Genomic DNA, 18,060 nt, shown 5'->3' with positions numbered 1-18,060 from the left:
CACCGCCATGACCTTGAACACCGCAGCCGCAGATACCGCCGCACCGGCGGCGCTCGACGCAGACCAGCTCGCCGCCCGCATCGCCGCCGGGCACCGCCTCACCGAGGCCGAGGCGCTGGCGGTGCTGGCCACCCCCGACTTCGCCACGCTGCCGCTGGTCGGCGCCGCCGGCACCCTGCGCCGCAAGCACTTCGGCAACACCGTCAAGGTCAACTACCTGGTCAACCTGAAGTCGGGCCTGTGCCCGGAAGACTGCACCTACTGCTCCCAGCGACTGGGCTCGAAGGCCGAAATCCTGAAGTACACCTGGCTCAAGCCCGACGAGGCAGTCGCCCAGGCCGGCTACGGCATCGCCGGCGGCGCCTCCCGCGTCTGCATGGTCGCCTCCGGCAAGGGCCCCACCGACCGCGACGTGGACCGCGTGGCCACCATGGTCGAGCAGCTCAAGGAAGAGCACCCGCAGGTCGAGGTCTGCGCCTGCCTGGGCATCCTGAAGGACGGGCAGGCCGCGCGGCTCAAGGACGCCGGGGCGGATGCCTACAACCACAACCTGAACACCTCCGAATCGCTCTACCCGGAGATCTGCACCTCGCACAGCTACCAGGACCGGGTGGACACCGTGCAGCAGGCGCAGTCTGCCGGCCTGTCCTCCTGCTCCGGGCTCATTGTCGGCCTGGGCGAAACCCCGGAGCAGCTCATCGAGGCGGTGTTCGCCCTGCGTGAGCTGGGCTCGGAGTCCATCCCGGTCAACTTCCTGATGCCCTTCGACGGCACCCCGATGGAGGGAACCTGGCTGCTGACCCCGCTGGCCTGCCTGCGGATCCTGGCCCTGGTGCGTCTGGCCTGCCCGGACAAGGAACTGCGCATCGCCGGCGGCCGCGAAATGCACCTGCGCTCGCTGCAGTCCACCGCGCTGGAGGTCGCCAACTCGATTTTCCTGGGCGACTACCTCACCAGCGAAGGCCAGGGCGCGGCCAAGGACCTGGACATGATCGCCGACGCCGGCTTCGTGGTCCTGGGCCAGGAGGCCTCCAGCCCGGCCGAGGTGGCTCGCCGCCTGCAGCACGCGGCCCACGCGGCCTCCGCCCACGAAGCCCCGGCCGGCGGTTGCGCCAGCGGCTGCGGCACCGGATGCGGCAGTGCCGCCACCGGCTGCGGACCGAGCGCCGCGCGCGAACCGGTGCTGCGCCGCCGTGGCGCCGGAACCCAGCAAGGACCGAACGCATGAGCACCGCAACCGACCTGCTGAGCAGGGATTCCGGGCTGCTCTGGCACCCCTACGCGCCGCTGGATGCCGGCGCGCTCTACGCGGTGAGCGGGGCCGGCGGGGCCGAACTCACGCTGCGCGATGCCCGCGGCGCTGAACATCGGGTCATCGACGGCATGGCCTCCTGGTGGTCCATGGTGCACGGCTACCGTAACCCGGTGCTGGACGCCGCCGCGCATGCGCAGATCGATACATTCAGCCACGTGATGTTCGGCGGGCTGACCCATGAACCCGCCATCGAGCTGGCCGAACGGCTGGTCGGGCTCGCTCCGGAAGGACTGCGCCACGTGTTCCTGGCCGACTCCGGATCCATCAGCGTCGAGGTAGCGCTCAAGCTGGCCTTGCAGTACCAGGACGCTTGCGGACGGCCCGAACGCCGCCGCTTCCTGGCCCTGCGCGGGGGCTACCACGGAGACACCTTCGCCGCCATGAGCGTGTGCGACCCGGTCGACGGCATGCACGCCGCCTTTGCCCCGCTGGCGAGCGAGCAGCTGTTCCTCCCGCGCCCGCCCGCCGCCGAGCGCACCATCGCCGGGGACTGGCTCTACGACGAGGACGAACTGGAGCTCTGGGCAGCCCGGGCCCGCCGGCTGGCCGCCGAACACGCCGCAGAGCTGGCCGGCATCATCTGCGAACCTCTGTTGCAGGGCGCCGGCGGCATGTTCATCTACCCGCCGCGGGTGCTGCAGGTGCTGCGCGAGATCGCCGACGAGCACCGGATGCTGCTGATCGTTGACGAGATCGCCACCGGTTTCGGGCGCACCGGCAAGCTCTTCGCCGTGGAGCACGCAGGCATCGAGCCGGACATCATGTGCGTGGGCAAGGCATTGACCGGCGGCTACCTGTCCCTGGCCGCGATGCTCTGCACCAACAAGATCGCCCGGGTGCTGGCCTCGGGCGGAGCCACCGCCGGATCCGCGCTGCTGCACGGTCCCACCTTCATGGGAAACCCGCTGGCCTGCGCCGTGGCCTGCGCCTCGCTGGATCTGCTCACCTCTCCCGGTGCGGCCGACTCCGAACCTGCGCCGTGGCAGGCCCAGGTGGCCCGGCTTGAACGCGGGCTGAACAGCTCGCTGGCCGGCGCCCGGAAGCTGCCGGCCGTGCGGCAGGTGCGGGTACTCGGCGGGGTCGGGGTGATCCAGCTGCACGAACCGGTCAAGGTCGCGGAGGTGACCCGCGCCGCCGTTGCATGCGGCGCCTGGGTGCGCCCGTTCCGCGACCTGGTCTACGTGATGCCGCCGTACATCTGCACCGACGGGCAGCTGCAGACCTTGGGCACGGCCCTGACCGGCGCGGTATCGGAGGTCCACGGTGGCTGAACTGACGCTCGCTCCTGCGACCACGGCCTGGGATGGCTGGCTGCACGGACGCTCAGCGGTGCGCGCCAAGCGGGACATGCAGCGCACCGACAGCGCCCGCTCCACCCGCTACGACCTGGCCTCCAACGACTACCTGGGCCTGGGCGCGCACCCGGTGGTGCGCACCGGAGCCATCAACGCGCTGTGCATCGCTGGCGCCGGCGCTTCGGCCAGCCGGGTCGCCTCCGGCACCTGGGAAATCCACCGCGAGCTGGAAAACGCCCTGTGCAGCTACACCGGCCGTTCGCAGGCGCTGGTGTTCTCCAGCGGCTACACCGCGAACCTCGGCGTGCTCGGCGCGCTGGGCGGACCGGGCAGCCTGTTCCTGCTCGACGCCCACGCCCACGCCAGCCTTCTCGACGGGGCCAAGCTCTCCGGCGCCGACTGGCACAGCTTCGAGCACAACAACCTGGACGCCGCCGAGCAGCTGCTGCGCGCCAACCGCGACGCCCCGGCCCCCAAGCCGCGCGTGGTGCTCGTTCTCGAATCGCTCTACTCGGTGCTCGGCGACGCCGCACCGCTGGAGCAGGCTGCCGCGTTGTGCGCCGAGTACGGGGCGGTGCTGCTGGTCGACGAGGCGCATTCGCTGGCGACGGTGCCCGGCGGATCCGCCGTGCGCGCGGCGGGACTGGAGCAGGCCGGACACGTGCTGGCCACCGCCACCTTGTCCAAGGCGCTGGGCGCCCAGGGCGGCGCGGTGCTCCTCGGCGGAGACGACGCCGAATTGTGGCGCGAGCACCTGCTGAACACCGCCCGCACCTTCATCTTCGACACCGCGCTGGCCCCGGCCGCCGCGGGCGCGGCGCTGGCCGCGCTGAGCCTGGCCACCGGCGAGCGGATCGCGCAGCTGGCGGCCAACACCCGGCTGATCCGCGACACCCTGTCCGCCGAGCCGCGGCTGGCCGGCCGCATTGAAGCCTCGGCGGGCCCTGTGCAGTCGGTGCGCATGAACACTCCCGCGCAGGCCGCGGCCGCCGCCGCGCTGCTGCGCGACCGCGGCTACGCAGTGAACTGCTTCCGCCCGCCCAGCGTGCCCGACGGCGTGTCCCGGCTGCGGCTGACCGCCCACGCGCACCACCATCCCGACACCCTGGCCGCCGCGCTGCGCAGCGTCATCGGCGCCATCCTGGAGGTTGAAGCATGAGCTGCCCCTACGCCGGATCCCTGTCGGCAGCGGCCGGCGCACCCCTGGCCCGGCCGCTGCAGGAGGTCTTGCCGAATGCGGTAACCGGACGCTACCGCAGCATCGAAGACCCTGCGACGGTCCGCGAAATCCTGCGCCGCGCAGAGGACTTCACCCCGGCCAACGCGCTGCATGCAGCGGTCGAGCTGGCTCCTGCCACGCTGCGCGTCCTGGCCCGCGGCCGCTTCGCGCTGCCGCCGGTGCTCGCCAGCGCCACCGGCCCCGAACACCTGGCCGTGCGCCGGGTGGTCGCCGGCTTCTTCAGCCCCGCCAAGGTCGCCGCGCAGGCTCAGTTCATCACCTCACGCACCGGGCAGCTGTGCCGGCAGCTGCGCGAAGAGCTCGATGCCGGGGCGGAGCTGGATTTGGCCGTCGAGCTGGCCGCCGTCATCCCGCCCGAGGTCATGGCCCGCTTGACCGGAACTCCGGTGCCGCCGGTTGAGAAGCTCAAACGATGGAGCCGGGACTCGCTGGAACTGTTCTGGGGCTGGCCTGATGCGCAGCGCCAGCAGGAGCTGGCCCGCAGCGCCGTCGAATACCACGCCTGGCTGCGCGGCACGGTGGCCGATGCCTTGGCGAGGGACGACGGAAACCTCTACGCCGCGCTGCACCAGGCCGGGGTGGACGCCAAACGCATCGTCTCGCTGGCCTACTTCCTGGGCATCGCCGGGCAGGAAACTACCGCAATGCTCATCCAAAGCGCGCTGTTCTGCGCCCTGCACGACGGCGACTGGGCCGACTGCGCCGATCCGGGCACTGGCGACGCCGCCAGCTCCCGGGTGGTGCAGCGGGTGCTCCTGGAAGCGAGCTCGGTCCCCACCTGGCGCCGCATCACCCGGGTCGATACGGAGCTGGACGGCGAACGCTTCGCCCCGGGCGATGAACTGGTGCTGCGCCTGTCCGGCGGCCAACTGGCCGAGTCGGGGGACGATTCCCTGGTCTTCGGCTTCGGGCTGCACCGCTGCTTGGGCGCCGGACTGGCCCGCATGGAAACCGAGGTGGTGCTGCGCACCGCCGCCGAGGCATGGCCCAAACTGGAACTCGTCGACAGCAACGAACCCTGGGGCCATCTGGTTTCCTTCCAATCACCGACTACAGTCCGCGTTCGCCGCGCCACTTTCGAAAGGACCCAGCCATGATCCACGTCATCACCGGAACCGACACCGATGTGGGCAAAACCGTCGCCACCGCCGCCCTCGCCGCCCGAGAGCTTGCCGCCGGACGCCGCGTCGCGGTCTACAAACCCACCCAGACCGGGGTACAGCCAGGGGAGGCCGGCGATGCCCAGAACATCGCCGCCTGGCTCGGGCATCCGACCGGCCTGCTGGTTGCCGAAGGCATCCGGCTGCGCGAGCCCATGGCGCCGGTGGACGCAGCGCTGGTCGAGGGCGGGTCCGCCGCCGTGGCGAAGCTTCCGGTGCTGGCCGACCATCTGGCACGCATCACCCAGCTGGCCGCGGACTACGACACCGTGCTGGTCGAAGGCGCAGGCGGTTTGCTGGTGGAACTCACCGCGGCAGGGGAGAACATCGCGGATCTGGCCCGAGCGCTCGGGGCCGCGCTGGTGGTGGTCTCGCGCCCGGACCTCGGCACCCTGAACCACACCGCACTGACCCTGGAGGCGGCCGTGAACCGCGGATTCGCCTCGGGCACCCTGCTGCTGGGAAGCTACCCCGCGCAGCCGACCGTCCTGCACTGGAGCAACCTGGAGAACCTGCAACAGCTGGCGGCACGGCACGGCTGGCACTGGGCCGGAGCGATGCCCTCCGGCCTGGTCGCAGGTGACACAGGAAAATCCCTGCTCACCGCGGGAATGGCGCTCACCCAGCTGCGTGCCGCGGCGGTTCGCTGAGACCGGTTGAACCGGGGCGAAACAAGGGACTGAAACCCGTAGGAAAAACCCATTGCCAACTCCTATACACCGGAGTAGCCTCCTATACGTGAGTACAGCCCAGGATGATCTGACCGCACGGGCCAGGTTGCGCGACGCCGCAATCGAGGCCTTCGCCGCGCAGGGATTCGACGAATCCCTGCGGGCCATCGCCGCCCGCGCACAGGTCACCGCCGGGCTGGTGCGGCACCACTTCGGGTCCAAACAGGCATTGCGCGCCGAGTGCGATGCCACGGTACTCGAACGCTACCGCCGGCTGAAGGAAGAGTCCCTGCGCGTCAATCCCGGCCAGGTGCTCAACCACCTGCCTACCTCGCGGGAGAGCGGGGTTCTGTTGCTGTACATCTTGCGCTCCGCGCGCGAGGGCGCGCAGGCCGGAAGGCAGTTCACCGAACAGCTGATCAACGAGGCTCTCGCCCTGCTGGACCAAGCCGTATCCAGCGGCCTGATCGTCCCGAGCCGCAACGAGCCGGCCCGGGCACGTTACCTGATCCTGCAGTCGCTGGGAGCGCTGGTGCTCTACTTTGCGCTGTACCCGCCGAAGGATCCGGAAGACTTTTCCACCGTGGTCAAGGACTACTACGGACAAATCGCCCTGCCCACGCTGGAGCTGTACACCGAAGGGCTGTTCGCCGACCCGGGATACCTCAACGAGTACCTGGCCTCCGACGCAGCGCATATCCCGCCCGCGGGATCCGCGGGAGACACCGTATCCCGGTAAGGAGCACACCATGGCCACCACCATCCCGGCCATTGAAGTGAGCGGACTGACAAAGAACTACGGGCGCACCGCCGCCCTGACGGGCCTGGACCTGCGAGTAGAAACAGGCCAGGTCGCCGGATTCCTCGGGCCGAACGGTTCGGGAAAGTCCACCACCATCCGCATCCTGCTCGGCCTGCTGAAGGCCGATGGGGGAGAAGCACGCATGCTCGGCGCAGACCCCTGGAAAGATGCGGTCGCCCTGCACCGCCGGGTGGCCTATGTCCCCGGCGAAGTGAACCTCTGGCCCAACCTCACCGGCGGGCAGGCCATCAGCATCCTGTCCAAGCTGCACGGCCAGAGTGATGAGCGCCGCCGCGCCGAACTGCTCGAGCGCTTCGATCTGGACCCCACGAAGAAGGCCCGCAGCTACTCCAAGGGCAACCGCCAGAAGGTCGCCCTGGTCGCGGCCCTCTCCTCCGATGCGGAGCTGCTGCTGCTGGACGAGCCGACCTCGGGGCTGGATCCGCTGATGGAGCAGGTTTTCACCTCCTGCATCCGCGAAGCCGCCGCCGAGGGACGCAGCGTGCTGCTTTCCAGCCACATCTTCGCCGAGGTGGAAAAGCTCTGCGACACCGTCACGATCATCCGCGACGGGCAGACCGTGGAAGCCGGCCGCCTGTCCGACCTGCGCCACCTGCAGCGCACCCAGGTCAGCGTGGAGATCTCCGGCAACCCCGCCGAGCTGGCCGCGGTGCCGGGCATCGAGGAGCTGCAGCTGGCCGGCGCCACCGCCAACTTCAGCGTGGATCCGGCGCAGCTTCCGGGTGTGCTGGCGGCACTGGCGGCGCATTCGCCGCGCAACCTCGTCAGCGCCCCGCCCTCGCTGGAGGACCTGTTCCTGCGCCACTACTCCGACGCGCCGGCCCAGCCGGCCGCGGCCCGGGGAGGCGAGCGGTGATGAGCACCGGAACCGCCCGCGGGCGCCATGCGCCGGCCGAGCACCTGGTGCACCCGACCGCCTCGAGGCGCGGCACCGGCACCCTGACCGGGGCCGGCACCGCGGCGCTGTTCATCCTGCGCCGCAACTGGCTTCGCCTGGCCATCTGGGCGCTGGTGCTGGCCTCGATAATCCCGGTGGTCTACGACTCGCAGCAGCAGGCGTTCCCCACGCAGGCCGCGCGCGACGCCTACGCGCAGGTGGCCAACACCCCTGCGGTGGCCGCCATGACCGGCCTGCCCTATGCGGCTGGTTCGCTGGGAGGCATCCTAGTCATCAAGATCTGGATGACGCTCGCGGTGGCACTGGGCTTCGCCGTGGTTTTCTTGGTCACCCGCAACGGCCGGGCCGATGAGGAAGCCGGGCGCACCGAACTGCTGCGCTCCACCGCGCTGGGGCGCCATGCCTACCCGACGGCGAACTATCTGGTTGCCGCGGGACTGTGTGCGGTCACGGGCCTGCTGATCAGCCTGCTGTGCCTGGCGGTGGCGCTGCCGGCAAACGGCAGCTGGGTCATGGGCGCGTCCATCGCCGGCACCGGCCTTGCTTTCATCGGCCTGGGCGCGATCTGCGGCCAGCTGGCCTCCACCAGCCGTGGGGCGAACTCGCTGGGCGTGGCGTTGATCGGGCTGTTCTACTTCATCCGCGCCGCCGCCGACCTGCAGGCCGACGGGGTCGACCCCACCGCACTGAGCTGGTTCTCGCCCGTCGGCTGGGCGCAGAACATGCGCGCCTTCGGCGAGGACAACTGGTGGCCGCTGCTCGCCCTGGTCGGCCTGGGCCTGGCCGGATGCCTGTTCGCCCTGCGCCTTGAAAGCACCCGCGACCTGGGCGCCGGACTGCTGCCCGAACGCCGGGGTCCCGCCGCGGCCGGAAACTTCACCACTACCGCGCTGGGACTGGCGCTGCGCCTGCAGCGCTCCTCGCTGGTCGGCTGGTTCATCGGAGCAGCCGTCTCGGGCCTGTTCTTCGGCTCCGTGGCGCAGGCCATGAGCTCGCTGCTGGATCCGCAGAACCCGTTCGCCCGTAACTTCGTGGGCACCGGGCACAGCATGCTCGACGGCGTGCTGGGCATCTTCGTGCTCTTCAACGCCCTGCTGGCCGGAGCCTTCGCCATCCAGTGTCTGGGCGCGGCGCGCAGCGAGGAGGAAGGCGGACGGCTGGAGCAGCAGCTGGCAGGCTCCCTGTCCCGCGGTACCTGGCTCGGCGCGCACCTGCTGATCGCCGTGCTCGGCTCCGGGTTCATGCTGGTGCTGGGTGGATACCTTACCGGCGCAGCCTCGCAGGGGTCGGCCGATCCCGGACAGCTCGCGGGCGCAGCCCTGGCTTTCTGGCCGGCGGTGCTCTCCATGCTGGGACTGCAGCTGCTGACCTTCGGCTACCTGCCGCGATCCACCACCGCGATCACCTGGGCCGTCTACGGCATTTCGGTGATGGCTGCGATGTTCGGCGGGCTATTCTCGCTGTCGGAAGACGTCATCCGCGCCACGCCGTTCGGTGCCATCCCGAGGGTTCCGGCAGAGGACTTCAGCTGGACCCCGCCGGCGGTGCTGCTGCTGATTTCACTGGCACTCGGAGCTGCGGGCATGGCCCGATTCAACCGCCGCGACGTGCTGACGAACTAGCCTGCCGGGACCGGCCGGCCCACCAGTGCACCGAGCTGGGCGGCCGACCGGCCCGCCAAGCTGTCCCACCGCACCAGTCCGGGCAGCGCTTCCAGTGGCACCATGTTGGGCACTCCGACGGTGCACAGCCCAGCCGCCAGGGCGGAGCGCACTCCGGGCGGCGAATCCTCGACGGCGACCATGGCACGGGCTGCCTCCTGCGGCAGCTCGTGCCTCCGGCACAGCTGCTGCACTGCCAGCAGGTACGGTTCCGGATCGGGTTTGCCGCGCCGCACCATTTCGCCGGTCACCACCACGTCGAAGGTATCCGGCGGCAGCGCATCGAGCAGCACCTTGGCCAGCGGGCCGCGGCTCATCGTGACCAGCGCGCAGGGGACACCCAAGGAGTCCAGCTCCTGCAACAGCCGTCTGGCGCCCGGACGCCACGGGATTTCGGCCCGGGTGCGTGCCGCCACCTTGCCGATCAGCGTACCGATCAGCTCGTCGGCAGGCAACGGAACCCCGAGCTGCTGGAAAAACGCGGCCGAATCCGGCAGTGCGCTGCCGACCAGCGCATGCGCCTGCTCCTGGGTCCACGCAATCGAGTAGCGGCCGAGCAGTTCGCGCTGCGCAAGGAACCAGTAGGGTTCGGTGTCGACCAGCGTCCCGTCCATGTCCCACAGCACCGCGCGTGGAAGTTCCTGGTTCATTCGGTGATTCCCTCCATCGCGTCGGGGGCCACGTGCACCCGGACGCCCAGTGTTTTCAGCTGGCCCAGGAAGTCCGCCGGCGCCAGCGCATCGGTGATCAGGTCGTCGACTTTGTCCCACCCGCCAAGGCGGTGCATGGAGCTCTGGCCGAGCTTGCTCGAATCCATGAGCAACACCCTGCGCCGCGCCGAGCGCAGCATCGCCATCTTCAACTCGACGATCGCCTCCTCCTGGTGGTAGAAGCCATCGGCATCGGCGGTGCTGGTGGAAACGAAGGCCATGTCGACGCGCAGCTCCTGCACTGCACGCACCGCAGCCAGCCCCAGGAACGACTCGTGGCTGTGGTCATAGGTTCCGCCGATGGCCCGAACCTCCGCGGCGCCGGCCTCGGCCAGGGTGTTGAGCAATGGCAGGTAGTTCGTCGAGATGCCAAGGCCGTCGATGCCGGCGACTGCCGGCGCCATGAATGCCACAGTGGTTGAGTCGTCCAGAAATAGCGACTGCCCCGGCGTGAGCAAACCAGCGGCGCACTGTGCCAGACGCTGCTTGTTCTCGGTGGCGATGTTGCGCCGCAGCGAGGCGGCGATTTCATGGTTCCCCGTGCGGGCGACGGAGACGCCGCCGTGGAATTTGCGCACCATCCCGCGGCGCTGCAACTCATCGAGGTCGCGGTGGATGGTCATGACTGAAACGTCGAATCGAGCCGCGAGGGATTGCGCCGAGCTCTTTTCATCGTCCAGAAGCAGCTGGAGAATTTCTTCAAGCCGCTGCGGGCGGGTTCCGGTCTTAGGTGTGCTCATGGCCTGCCTTTCAGGGATTTATAACAACTTACCTCATTTAGTGATTTCACTTAAAAATTGTTATGAACGCTAAATGAACTTCACCTGAAGATAGCTTGTCGTGATCTTGTCGTGCAGGTTGCCCGCGGGGAGCGATGTTGATTAAGAATGGCAAACTCCCTTGTAAATCAGCAAATTCTTGCGATTTGAATAAATGGTGCTGTGATCTGAATCGCAGGTAATAGGCAGGTTGACCGACTGTGGTCCGAGTGAAACTATCGTTCTCGAGTACGTGAAATCTCAAGTAGTCATGTGAAATTTGAGAGGCATGAGAATGACGGTTCTCGAAACCGAACGAACGGCGCCCACCGCTGGCGCAACCAAGGACCTTCATACCGAGTCCCCGATCGCGGCTCCCGCGGAACCGCAATCCAGGAACCACCGGAAATATTTATTGTTTGCGCTCTTCGCATTTCCCAACCTGCTGCTGATTGCAGTTTTTGCCTATTGGCCGATCCTGGGAAATCTGCTCTTGAGCCTCACCGACTGGGACATGATCTCCCCGTTCCCGAACTTCATCGGCTTGGAAAACTACACCGCGCTCTTCACCGACCCCGGCTTCGTCGACGTCATGCGGCGGACCCTGACCTGGGTCGTGGCAGTGGTCGGGGCAAGCCTCGTCTGCGGCCTGGGCATGGCGCTGCTGTTCAACGGCGGCGCCAGGGGCACCAAGGCAGTGTCCACCTTGGCCTTCACGCCGCATGTTATTTCCGGTGCCGCGGTGGCAGCGGTCTGGCTGTTCGTCTTCGACCCCAACTACGGCCTGTCGCGGCTGCTGTTCAACGCCATCGGCATGGACTCGCCGCACTGGACGACGGATCCGGACATGGCGCTCTCCGCACTGATCATCGTTGCAGTGTGGAAGGGTGCGGGCTTCGTGGCCATCGTCTACCTGGCCGCATTGCAGTCGATTCCACGTGACGTCATTGAAGCGGCGCAATTGGACGGCGCTGGCCGATGGAAGACCTTCAGCAAAATCGTCTGGCCATTGCTGACGCCGACAACCTTTTTCCTGTGCGTCACCCAGATCATTGGCGCCTTCCAGGCATTCGACCTGATCGCCATGATGACCAGCGGCGGGCCGGCAGGTTCAACCACGACGCTGAGCTGGTACATCTACGAGCAAGGATTCCAGGAATTCAATATCGGATCCGCGGCAGCCTCCTCGGTTTTCATGTTCATCATCCTGCTCGTGGTCACCGCGGTGCAGATGCGATTCGCAGAACGAAAGGTGCACTACTCGTGAGCGCCCTGGCATCCCTTACACGTGAGACGACAACCGCGGCCGGCGGTCGTCCACCGGCCAAGCGCCGGAAGCGCCATCTCGCCAGCTACCTGCTGCTGGGCCTGATCGCCCTGGTTTTCCTGGTGCCGGCCTATTGGATGGTCTTGGCGGCGATCAAGCCCAACGACGAAATCTACCAGTGGCCATTCACGCCGTGGCCCAGCGAGCCAACCACCGAGAATTTCTCGGCGGCGTTGGCCGCCGCGCCATTCGACCAGTTCTTCATGAATTCGCTGCTGGTCACCACCGTCGGCGCCACGGTGAAAGTGGCGCTCGCGGCCCTCACCGCCTACGCCTTCGCATTTCTGCCCTTCCCCGGCAAGAAATGGCTGTTCCTGGGAGTGCTCGGCGCGCTCATGGTTCCGGGCCATGTCACCTTGCTGCTGAACTACTCGACGATCAGCAACCTCGGGCTGATCAACACCTATGCCGGCATCATCCTGCCGGGGCTCGGCTCCGCCTTCGGAACCTTCCTGCTGCGCCAGCATTTCATGGGCCTGCCCAAGGAAGTGCTGGAAGCGGCCGAACTCGACGGGGCCGGCCACCTGCGCAAGCTGTGGTCCTTCGTTCTGCCGATGTCCAAGCCGGCGGTCATCACCGTGGCGCTGATCGCGGTCATCGACGAATGGAACGACTTCATCTGGCCGCTGCTGGTCACGAACACCCTCGACATGCGCACGATGCCCATCGGCCTGATGTTCCTGAAGCAATCCGAGGGACTGGACGACTGGGGCATGATCATGGCCGCGACGCTGATGATTGTCCTGCCCATGCTGCTGCTCTTCCTCTTCGCCCAGAAGTACATCATCAACGGCATGGCCGGCGCCGCAGTGCGCCGCTAGGCCGTAAACCCCGAAATCCGCAAACCGCCCGCATTTCACCGCAATCACAAAGGACCCAACCATGCAGAACAACCCGCTTGCCAGCACACTGGAGAAATCATCGTCGCGCCGCAGCTTCCTTGGCGCCCTCGGCCTCACCGCCCTGGCCATCCCGGCACTGGCGGCCTGCGGGAACTCCTCCACCGCAACCTTCGCGCAGCCGGCCACAAAGGTGCCCGCCGGCTTCGCCGGCCGCCGCAACGTCGTGATCTGGAGCTCCTGGGGAGGCGACAACGGCAAGATGTTCGCCGACCTGATCAAGAAGTTCAACGAGTCGCAGACCGCGATTTATGCGGAGGTCCAGCAGTTCGACGGCTATGACGGAGTGGGCGAGAAGCTCACTGCAGGCCTGCGGGCCAAGCAGGTTCCGGATCTCGCGGTGCTCTCCGACATCCACTGGAACCGCTACTTCCTCTCCGACGCGCTGGAGCCACTGAACAAGTACCACGACTCCAGTTTCGGCCCATCGGTATACACGGAGAACTTCTACAAGGAAGGCACCGTGCGCGACGAGTCCTACTGGGTTCCCTTCGCCCGTTCGACTCCGCTGTTCTACTACAACCGGGATCTCTTCGCCAGCGTAGGCCTGCCTGATCGAGCCCCGGGAACCTGGGATGAATTCCGCAGCTGGGGCAAGGAAGTCACCGGTGTGAAGTTCAAGGGCAACACCATGAAGATGCGCGCCCTGACCGGCGCCGACGACTGGTACTTCAGCGGACTGCTCTGGGCCTTCGGAGGCGCGATCTCCAACGGGCTGGACGTGCGTCTGGACAGCGCCGAGTCGCTGGCCGCCGTGGACTTCGAACGCCAGCTGGTCCACGAGGACAAGAGCATGTACCTGGCGCAGAGCTTCGTCAACGACTTCAGCAACGGCCAGTGCGCCACCGTCACCCAGTCCACCGGCGGGCTGACCAGCGTCACCAAGGCAGCCAAGTTCGAGGTCGGCACCGGCTTCATGCCCAAGGGCCCTGCCGGGACGGGAACTCCTACCGGAGGCGGCGGCCTGTCCGTCCTGCGTCAGATCAGCGACGAGCGCAAGGCCGATGCGGTCGAGGTCCTGCGCTTCCTGGCCAACGACGAAATCTCCTCGCAGTGGACCGTCGGCACCGGGTACCTTCCGGTGACCAAGGGGGCAACCAGCTCCAAGCTCGTCACCGACCTGATGGACAAGAATCCCAACTACCAGGTCGCCGTGGACCAGCTGCAGATCGCCTCGGGTCCGGACGATGTGCGCCGCTACGTCACCTCCGCCATTTCGGAGCTCAAGCAGATGGTGCAGAAGAACTACACCTCCAACGTCAAGCCGGAGGAGCTGGTGAAGCCGGTAGCTGCGAAGCTGCGCGCCGAAGCGGACAAGATCCGCGCCACCTACGAAGAGAAGGTTGCCTAACCATGAGCCAGATGACTGGAATGCGACTTGTCGGGCACCGCGGCGCCATGGCCCATCGCCCGGAAAATACGCTGGAATCCTACCGCTATGCCGAAGAGCTGGGTGTTGCCGAGATCGAGCTGGATATCAGGCTGTCTGCCGACGGCGAGGTGTTCATCCTGCATGACGAGACGATTGACCGGGTTGCCCCCACACCGGGTGCCCTCGCCGGCATCAATGTAGCTACCCTGACGATGGAAGAACTTCGAGGTGTCGATCTGGGGGAGTGGCTGGGTATTCCTACGCTCACCGAGGCACTGGACGCCACGACCACCGCCATCCAGATCGAGATCAAGGATCCCCGTGTCGTCCCGGCAGCTGCTGCGATCGTCAATGCCAGGCCGCAGGACTTCGAGCGGCTGCAGTTCACGAGCTTCAACCATGAGGCACTGGTGCAGATCAAGACATTGTGCCCGCAGGTTTCGCGGGGATTCATCCTCGGAGGCACCACCACCCTGACCGACGATGTTGACGCGCTGTTTGGATTGCTGGCCGAAAGCCAGGCGACCTTTGTGCACCTGAATGTCCACGCTGTGCGCGATGCTACGGTGCAGGAGCTCCACCGTAAGGGATACCTGCCCACGCTCTGGCCGCTTCGCGGTCCGGACGACGTGCGTCAGGCCTTGGCGATCGGAGCCGCCGCGGTCTGCGCCGATGATCCGGCGGCCGCCAAAACATGGATAGCCGACATCGTGGCCGAGATTCCTGCATAGCCAGCAGATCCATGGCACCGTCGTTCCGAAGCTCACGCTCACCGAATGGCGGTGCCTTCTGCATATATGCAATGCGCACGAAACGTGCGTGGACCGACGCATCGGTCCGCGCTAAAAACATGCGAAACCAGAAACGAACACGACCCACGAGCCCGGCGCAGACGACGTTGTCGAAGGCTGGCCATCAACAGGGATGCACTGACCGGGCAGTGAAAATCTGCCGCCGAATGTCGGAATCTACCAAGACTGCTGGCGAGAGCCGTAGATGCCCGAAGCGCAGCATTGATCCGCATGGCATTGGAGCCCAGAATGTGACACCGGGGTTTTGCCCTATGACAACTCATCTAGCGTGCGGCAATGTCGTAGCAAATTCGTGAAAATAGGCTTTGACCAGAGGTAACGCGGAGATCCAATTGTTACGCCGGAAACCTGATCTAAGGGATAAATCTCCTACCGTAACAATGTTACGCAACACTCAAGGTTATGAACTTCGCTGATCCTACGATGAATGGGTACTACCTCGTCGCTCCCCGCATTCCACGGTAGAATCTCGGGCGCCCAGCGACATTTTTATGCAGTATTGAAAGGAACCAGTTCTCCCCATGTCTTCGAACTCCCAGAACCCAGTTATCGGTTCGGACCGCGTTAAGCGCGGCATGGCTGAAATGCTCAAGGGCGGCGTCATCATGGACGTTGTCACCCCGGAGCAGGCACGTATCGCTGAAGATGCAGGCGCGGTCGCTGTCATGGCGCTGGAGCGGGTTCCTGCCGATATCCGCGCCCAGGGCGGCGTATCCCGCATGAGCGATCCGGACATGATCGACGGCATCATCAACGAGGTCTCCATCCCGGTGATGGCCAAGGCCCGCATTGGCCACTTCGTCGAGGCGCAGATCCTCCAGTCGCTGGGTGTCGACTACATCGACGAGTCCGAGGTCCTCTCGCCAGCCGACTACGAGAACCACATCGACAAGCAACCGTTCACCGTGCCGTTCGTCTGCGGTGCCACCAACCTCGGCGAAGCTCTGCGCCGCATCAACGAAGGTGCCGCGATGATCCGCTCGAAGGGCGAGGCAGGCACCGGCGACGTTTCCAACGCCACCGGCCACATGCGCAAGATCCGCGCGGAAATCGCAAAGCTCTCGGCCCTGCCGGAAGACGAGCTGTACGTTGCCGCCAAGGAACTGCAGGCTCCATACGAGCTGGTCAAGGAAGTTGCCGCCACCGGCAAGCTCCCGGTAGTGCTGTTCACCGCGGGCGGCATCGCAACCCCTGCCGACGCTGCCATGATGATGCAGCTGGGTGCCGACGGCGTCTTCGTTGGCTCGGGCATCTTCAAGTCCGGCAACCCGGTGCAGCGCGCCGAAGCCATCGTGAAGGCCACCACCTTCTTCGACAACCCGGACGAACTGGCCAAGATCTCGCGCGGCCTGGGCGAAGCCATGGTCGGCATCAACGTCGCCGATGTTCCTGTGCCTCACCGTTTGGCTGAGCGCGGCTGGTAAGCACCTGCTCTATCTGATTGAAACCCCCAAGGCCACCTTGGGGGTTTCGTCGTCTCCTGAATAGCGGTGTGCCTTGAACGCGGGTGTGCCTGCTCTCCGCACGAACGATTGCTGTGGTTGCGATTCCTTGTCCACTCAGACTGGCAACGATATCGTAAAGTCCATCGGACGTTTCAAGGGGGGACCATGTGCCGTTGGCTCGCTTATCTCGGTTCGCCAATAGACATCGCAGACATCCTGCTGCGCCCCAATCACTCGCTGATCGACCAGAGCCTGCACGCGCGCGAACTGTACCTGCCCCACTACCGGCTAGCCGAGGGCTTTGCAGCTCATGCGTTCCCCACGAACGGGGATGGGTTCGGCATGGCGTGGGCCGGGTTGCGGGGAACGCTGGGGCGGTATCGGCAGATCGGCCCGGCCTGGGACAGCCAGAACCTGCGCCATCTGGCGCAGCAGATTCAATCCAACTGTGTTCTTGCTCATGTCCGGGCCGCGCCCGGCGGTACGATCGCCGAGCAGAACTGCCACCCATTCGTCCACGACAGCTGGATGTTTCAGCACAATGGAACGATCCCGGAATTCGCCACACTCAAACGTGAGCTCACCTTCGACGTCGACGCGGCGCTCTACCCCTCCATCCTTGGCAATGCAGACACCGAGGTTTGCTTTTTCCTAGCGTTGACCTATGGACTGGATCAGGATCCTGTGGCGGGCATGTCGCGTATGGTGGCACGGGTGGAACGGGCACGCAACGAGCACGGGATCGCCGATCCGTTCACCGCTACCATGTGCGTATCCAACGGGCAGCAATTGATAGTCCTGCGCTGGGTCAGCCCGGATGCGCAGGGCGTCCAAGCCCCGTCGCTCTACCACGCAACGGGCCCTACCGTGTTGCTGACGGTCGATGGCCAAAATGATCGTTTGCCTGAAAATGCGCAGCTGGTGGTTTCCGAGCCCCTCGAACTGCACTGGAGCAGGCATACATGGCGGGAAGTTCCCAGCGCGTCGATCGGGATCCTGGAAACCGGCCAGCCTGCGCGATTTATGCCGATCAACCTCGACTCCTGAGGGGCCCGGCCGGAGCCGGCAGCGTGTTTAGACTTGGTCCATGGGTGAAATAATCTTTGATGCCGCAACCACGCTCAATGGCTATCTGGCCGATGCCGACCACAGCCTCCAATGGCTATTCGACGTCGGAGGGGATGAACAACCAGACCCGGATCTGTTGCCGCGGGACGTGTCCGTACATGTTGAAGGCGCCAACACGTACCTCTGGGTGCTTGAGCATGAGAAATTCATGGAGCACCCCGCAAAATGGCACACCTATTACGGGGACCGGCCCACGTACGTCTTTACGCATCGCGACTTGCCAATCCCGCAGGGGGCAGATGTCCGGCTGCTGCGTGGTGCGGTAGCCCAGCATCTGGACCACATCCGCAATGCCGCAGGCGCTGGCAATATCTGGGTGCTGGGCGGCGGAGAGCTTCTCGGGCAGTTCCTTGACATCGACGAGCTCGACGAGCTGGCGCTGACGATCGCACCGGCAACCGTTGCTGCCGGTGCGTCACTGCTGCCTCGTGCGATAGGCAGCGACCGTCTCAAGCTCGTGGAAGCACGGCAAGCCGGACCGTTCGCGAGGCTGCGGTACCGGGTGCTCAAAAGGGAATGAAGTTCGGCCGCAGCTACGTCAAGGGA

The 18,060-nt window shown here is 66.1% G+C and carries 17 protein-coding genes; 15 read left to right on the top strand and 2 right to left on the bottom strand.

The window, feature by feature from the left end; all coding sequences use genetic code 11:
* Window positions 1-7: 7 nt before the first annotated feature.
* The 8 genes from bioB to C1H84_RS00925 all read left to right on the top strand — a co-directional run bounded on the left by bioB (window position 8) and on the right by C1H84_RS00925 (window position 9,024).
* A complete protein-coding gene (bioB, locus tag C1H84_RS00960) occupies window positions 8-1,228 on the top strand; it encodes a biotin synthase BioB (protein WP_113606304.1) in 1,221 nt (406 codons plus the stop codon).
* Window positions 1,225-2,586 (top strand): adenosylmethionine--8-amino-7-oxononanoate transaminase, encoded by a 1,362-nt coding sequence (gene bioA / locus C1H84_RS00955; protein ID WP_113606303.1) that lies wholly within the window; start codon window positions 1,225-1,227, stop codon window positions 2,584-2,586. The genes bioB and bioA overlap by 4 nt, the downstream gene beginning before the upstream one ends.
* Window positions 2,579-3,769: an aminotransferase class I/II-fold pyridoxal phosphate-dependent enzyme gene (locus C1H84_RS00950; RefSeq protein ID WP_244910772.1), complete on the top strand. Its 1,191-nt coding sequence runs from the start codon at window positions 2,579-2,581 to the stop codon at window positions 3,767-3,769. Before bioA ends, C1H84_RS00950 begins: the two co-directional genes overlap by 8 nt.
* Window positions 3,766-4,947: a cytochrome P450 gene (locus C1H84_RS00945; protein WP_113606302.1), complete on the top strand. Its 1,182-nt coding sequence runs from the start codon at window positions 3,766-3,768 to the stop codon at window positions 4,945-4,947. The genes C1H84_RS00950 and C1H84_RS00945 overlap by 4 nt, the downstream gene beginning before the upstream one ends.
* Window positions 4,944-5,660, top strand: coding sequence for a dethiobiotin synthase (gene bioD / locus C1H84_RS00940; RefSeq protein ID WP_113606301.1), 717 nt, complete (start codon window positions 4,944-4,946; stop codon window positions 5,658-5,660). Before C1H84_RS00945 ends, bioD begins: the two co-directional genes overlap by 4 nt.
* A gap of 88 nt (window positions 5,661-5,748) precedes the next feature.
* Window positions 5,749-6,420: a TetR/AcrR family transcriptional regulator gene (locus tag C1H84_RS00935; protein WP_160309083.1), complete on the top strand. Its 672-nt coding sequence runs from the start codon at window positions 5,749-5,751 to the stop codon at window positions 6,418-6,420.
* Window positions 6,421-6,430: 10 nt separating this feature from the next.
* Entirely contained in the window at window positions 6,431-7,360 is a 930-nt protein-coding gene (locus C1H84_RS00930; RefSeq protein WP_113606300.1) for an ABC transporter ATP-binding protein, read from the top strand.
* Window positions 7,360-9,024, top strand: coding sequence for an ABC transporter permease (locus tag C1H84_RS00925; protein ID WP_113606299.1), 1,665 nt, complete (start codon window positions 7,360-7,362; stop codon window positions 9,022-9,024). The genes C1H84_RS00930 and C1H84_RS00925 overlap by 1 nt, the downstream gene beginning before the upstream one ends.
* Here the strand turns inward: C1H84_RS00925 and C1H84_RS00920 are convergent.
* Together C1H84_RS00920 and C1H84_RS00915 are read right to left on the bottom strand one after the other, a co-directional pair.
* Window positions 9,021-9,713, bottom strand: a complete 693-nt coding sequence (locus C1H84_RS00920; protein ID WP_113606298.1) for an HAD family hydrolase — start codon at window positions 9,711-9,713, stop codon at window positions 9,021-9,023. The genes C1H84_RS00925 and C1H84_RS00920 overlap by 4 nt on opposite strands.
* Window positions 9,710-10,513 (bottom strand): DeoR/GlpR family DNA-binding transcription regulator, encoded by an 804-nt coding sequence (locus C1H84_RS00915; protein WP_113606297.1) that lies wholly within the window; start codon window positions 10,511-10,513, stop codon window positions 9,710-9,712. The genes C1H84_RS00920 and C1H84_RS00915 overlap by 4 nt, the downstream gene beginning before the upstream one ends.
* Before the next feature lie 511 nt (window positions 10,514-11,024).
* Between C1H84_RS00915 and C1H84_RS00910 the strand changes: the two genes are divergently transcribed.
* From C1H84_RS00910 to C1H84_RS00880, 7 genes are all read left to right on the top strand, one after another.
* A complete protein-coding gene (locus C1H84_RS00910; protein WP_202605464.1) occupies window positions 11,025-11,798 on the top strand; it encodes a carbohydrate ABC transporter permease in 774 nt (257 codons plus the stop codon).
* On the top strand, window positions 11,795-12,679 hold the full coding sequence (locus tag C1H84_RS00905) for a carbohydrate ABC transporter permease (protein ID WP_220124865.1): 885 nt from the start codon (window positions 11,795-11,797) through the stop codon (window positions 12,677-12,679). Before C1H84_RS00910 ends, C1H84_RS00905 begins: the two co-directional genes overlap by 4 nt.
* A 61-nt stretch (window positions 12,680-12,740) precedes the next feature.
* Window positions 12,741-14,108: an ABC transporter substrate-binding protein gene (locus C1H84_RS00900; protein ID WP_113606295.1), complete on the top strand. Its 1,368-nt coding sequence runs from the start codon at window positions 12,741-12,743 to the stop codon at window positions 14,106-14,108.
* A gap of 2 nt (window positions 14,109-14,110) precedes the next feature.
* A complete protein-coding gene (locus C1H84_RS00895; RefSeq protein WP_113606294.1) occupies window positions 14,111-14,860 on the top strand; it encodes a glycerophosphodiester phosphodiesterase in 750 nt (249 codons plus the stop codon).
* Between the two features lie 602 nt (window positions 14,861-15,462).
* Window positions 15,463-16,365, top strand: coding sequence for a pyridoxal 5'-phosphate synthase lyase subunit PdxS (gene pdxS / locus C1H84_RS00890; protein ID WP_047119207.1), 903 nt, complete (start codon window positions 15,463-15,465; stop codon window positions 16,363-16,365).
* Between the two features lie 186 nt (window positions 16,366-16,551).
* On the top strand, window positions 16,552-17,433 hold the full coding sequence (locus tag C1H84_RS00885) for a class II glutamine amidotransferase (protein ID WP_113606293.1): 882 nt from the start codon (window positions 16,552-16,554) through the stop codon (window positions 17,431-17,433).
* A 40-nt stretch (window positions 17,434-17,473) separates the two neighbouring features.
* Window positions 17,474-18,034 (top strand): dihydrofolate reductase family protein, encoded by a 561-nt coding sequence (locus C1H84_RS00880; RefSeq protein WP_113606292.1) that lies wholly within the window; start codon window positions 17,474-17,476, stop codon window positions 18,032-18,034.
* The last annotated feature ends 26 nt before the right edge of the window (window positions 18,035-18,060 follow it).

It is taken from the genome of Glutamicibacter soli (assembly GCF_003309065.1).
In the GTDB taxonomy this organism is placed as follows: Bacteria; Actinomycetota; Actinomycetes; order Actinomycetales; family Micrococcaceae; genus Glutamicibacter; species Glutamicibacter soli.
Note: the sequence above shows the minus strand (reverse complement) of the source record. Positions and strands in the feature narration are given on the sequence as shown.

Excerpts from the sequence above, each read along its gene's own strand:
- C1H84_RS00900 (WP_113606295.1), top strand. The coding sequence starts at position 12,741 with ATGCAGAACAACCCGCTTGCCAGCACACTGGAGAAATCATCGTCGCGC.
- C1H84_RS00885 (WP_113606293.1), top strand. The coding sequence starts at position 16,552 with ATGTGCCGTTGGCTCGCTTATCTCGGTTCGCCAATAGACATCGCAGAC.
- C1H84_RS00920 (WP_113606298.1), bottom strand. The coding sequence starts at position 9,713 with ATGAACCAGGAACTTCCACGCGCGGTGCTGTGGGACATGGACGGGACG.
- bioA (WP_113606303.1), top strand. The coding sequence starts at position 1,225 with ATGAGCACCGCAACCGACCTGCTGAGCAGGGATTCCGGGCTGCTCTGG.
- C1H84_RS00880 (WP_113606292.1), top strand. The coding sequence starts at position 17,474 with ATGGGTGAAATAATCTTTGATGCCGCAACCACGCTCAATGGCTATCTG.
- pdxS (WP_047119207.1), top strand. The coding sequence starts at position 15,463 with ATGTCTTCGAACTCCCAGAACCCAGTTATCGGTTCGGACCGCGTTAAG.
- C1H84_RS00945 (WP_113606302.1), top strand. The coding sequence starts at position 3,766 with ATGAGCTGCCCCTACGCCGGATCCCTGTCGGCAGCGGCCGGCGCACCC.
- C1H84_RS00925 (WP_113606299.1), top strand. The coding sequence starts at position 7,360 with ATGAGCACCGGAACCGCCCGCGGGCGCCATGCGCCGGCCGAGCACCTG.
- C1H84_RS00895 (WP_113606294.1), top strand. The coding sequence starts at position 14,111 with ATGAGCCAGATGACTGGAATGCGACTTGTCGGGCACCGCGGCGCCATG.
- bioD (WP_113606301.1), top strand. The coding sequence starts at position 4,944 with ATGATCCACGTCATCACCGGAACCGACACCGATGTGGGCAAAACCGTC.
- bioB (WP_113606304.1), top strand. The coding sequence starts at position 8 with ATGACCTTGAACACCGCAGCCGCAGATACCGCCGCACCGGCGGCGCTC.
- C1H84_RS00930 (WP_113606300.1), top strand. The coding sequence starts at position 6,431 with ATGGCCACCACCATCCCGGCCATTGAAGTGAGCGGACTGACAAAGAAC.
- C1H84_RS00915 (WP_113606297.1), bottom strand. The coding sequence starts at position 10,513 with ATGAGCACACCTAAGACCGGAACCCGCCCGCAGCGGCTTGAAGAAATT.